The following is a 2,579-nucleotide window of genomic DNA, read 5'->3' on the forward strand; positions in this document are numbered from 1 at the left end:
GAGGTGAGCACCGCGTCGTCGAGCACACCCGTGGCGTGGATGACACCGGTCAGCGGATGCTCCGCGTCGATGCCCGCCACCAGCTCCGCCACCGCCGCCGCGTCCGTGACGTCCACGGCGGCGATCCGTACCCGCGCTCCGAGGTCTTCCAGCCGGTCGGCCAGCTCCCGTGCGCCGGGAGCGTCCGGCCCACGGCGACTCACCAGCAGTAGGTGGCCGACCTGCCACGCACGGACGAGGTGTTCGGCGACCAGTCCACCCAGGGTGCCGGTGCCGCCCGTGATGAGCACCGTGCCCTCCGGGGCGAGCGCGGCCGGGACGACGTCCGACGGCTGGTCGGCGTCGGCCCGCTTCAACCGGGGCACCAGCGCCTGGCCGTCCCGTACCGCCAGCTGGGGTTCATCCCGCTCCACCGCACACGCGGCGGCGTCCCGCACGCCGTCCGCGAGCACGTCGGCTCCGGGCGCGAGGTCGAGCAGGAGGAAACGTCCTGGGTTTTCCGCCTGCGCACTGCGCACCAGGCCCCATACGGCGGCACCGGCCACGTCCACGTCCTCGGTACGCGCGACCGCACCTCGCGTCACCACGACCAACCGGGTATCGGCCAACCGCGATTCGGCCAGCCAGCCCTGCACCAGTTCCAGCGCGGATTCGACAGCGGTCAGCCCCTCGGCCGCCGACACGGCATCGGAGTGCGGAAGGCAGGCGAAGACAAGGGATGGCACGGGATCGTCCGCGTCAAGTGCCGCGACCAGCGACTCCAGGTCCGGATGCCGTACCGCACTTGTCGCGGTCGCATCCGGATCATCGGGGCCCAGGACCACCCGGGCGTCGTCATCCGCCGTGACCGGCACGGCAGGCAACGGCGTCCACTCCAACGCGAACAGCCCCTCCACGCCATGCGCGCCCGCGGCCTGCAGCTCATCGATCCGGGCCGGGCGCGTCACCAGGGAGTCCACCGTCAGGACCGGCGCCCCGGTGGCGTCGGCCACCACCATCCGCAGTCCCCGCTCGCCGTCCACGCCATGCTGCTGCGGGGAGATCCGCACCCGCACAGTGGTGGCCCCGGTGGCCCACAAGGACACGCCACTCCAGGCGAACGGCAGCCACACCTGGTCGTCGCCCTGCTCCCGCTCGGACGAGGCAATCAGCAGCGCCGGGTGCAGCGCGGCGTCCAACAACGCCGGGTGGATACCGAAGCCTTCCCCCTCCCCCGCCGACTCAGGCAACGCCACCTCGGCGACGACATCCGTCCCGTCCCGCCACATCGCGCGCAGCCCCTGGAAAGACGGACCGTACGCATATCCCGCCGCCGCGGCCTGCTCGTAGAACCCGTCCAGCTCCACCGCCTGTGCGCCTGCCGGGGGCCACGCGCCGTGCAATCCCTCGGCCGTCGCTCCGGTGTCCGCGCGTGGCGGGCTCAGTACGCCCTCCGCGTGGCTCACCCACCCCGCTACGGAGTCGGCGTCCCCGGGACGGGAGTACACCTGGACCGCACGCCGTCCGTCGTCGGCCGCCTCGCCCACCACTACCTGTACGCGCAAGCCCCCCGACTCGGGCAGGACCAAGGGCACCTGCAGCGCCAGCTCCTCGACCCCGCCACAGCCGACCTCGTCGGCCGCGCGCAACGCCCACTCCACGAGCGCCGCGCCCGGCGCCAGAACGGCCCCTGCCACCACATGGTCGCTGAGCCAGCCCTCGCCGCCACCGGCCGTGATCCTGCCGGTGAGCAGGTGCGTACTGCCGTCGGCCAGCTCGACTGCGGCGCCCAGCAGCGGGTGTCCCGCGGAGACCAGCCCGAGGTCACTGGGGTCACCGGCCCCGCCCCGGCCGGCCATCCAGAAGTGCTGGTGCTGGAACGGGTAGGTCGGCAGGTCGACGGTACGCGGTGTCGGCTCGGCCGGGAACAAGGTCGTCCAGTCGACGGAGACTCCCGCGACGAACGCCTGGGCGAGGGAGCGCACCAGTTGGTCCTGACCGCCGTGGTCGCGGCGCAGCGTGGGCACGGTCACCGCGTCCACGCTCGCCCGCTCGAAGGTCTCCTCCATGCCCACGGTGAGCACGGGGTGGGTGCTGGCCTCGATGAACACCCGGTGCCCATCGAGCAACAGCGCCTCGATCGCGTCGGCGAAGCGTACGCGCTCCCGCAGATTCGTCACCCAGTACGCGGCGTCCAGCCCGGCCGTATCTGCTCGGCCACCGGTAACGGTCGAGTAGAAGGCCACATCATCCGAGGGCGCGGCGACGGGCGTCATGCCGTCCAGTACACGCATCAGCTCGTCGCGGATCTCATCGACCTGAGGACCGTGCGAGGCGTAATCCACATCGATCAACCGCGCCCGGTCACCTTTCTCCTGGCACGCGGCCACCACCGCGGCCACCTGCTCCGGCGGACCCGAAACCACCGTAGAAGACGGCCCATTGACCGCCGCCACCCCCACTCCAGCGGCCTGATCACCGAGCCGGGCCAGCAGCTGTCCGACCCGCTCCTCACCCACCCCGAGCGACGCCATCGCTCCACCACCGGCCAGCTGGCGCAACGCCCGACTACGCAGCGCCACCACCCTCGCGCCATCCTC

The 2,579-nt window shown here is 72.4% G+C and carries 1 protein-coding gene; it reads right to left on the reverse strand.

The window, feature by feature from the left end; all coding sequences use genetic code 11:
• Positions 1-2,579, reverse strand: a 2,579-nt coding sequence (locus tag ACZ6CL_RS42840) for an acyltransferase domain-containing protein (protein WP_468946983.1), incomplete at both ends; no start/stop codon positions are given.

Source organism: Streptomyces sp. NPDC041200, assembly GCF_055591805.1.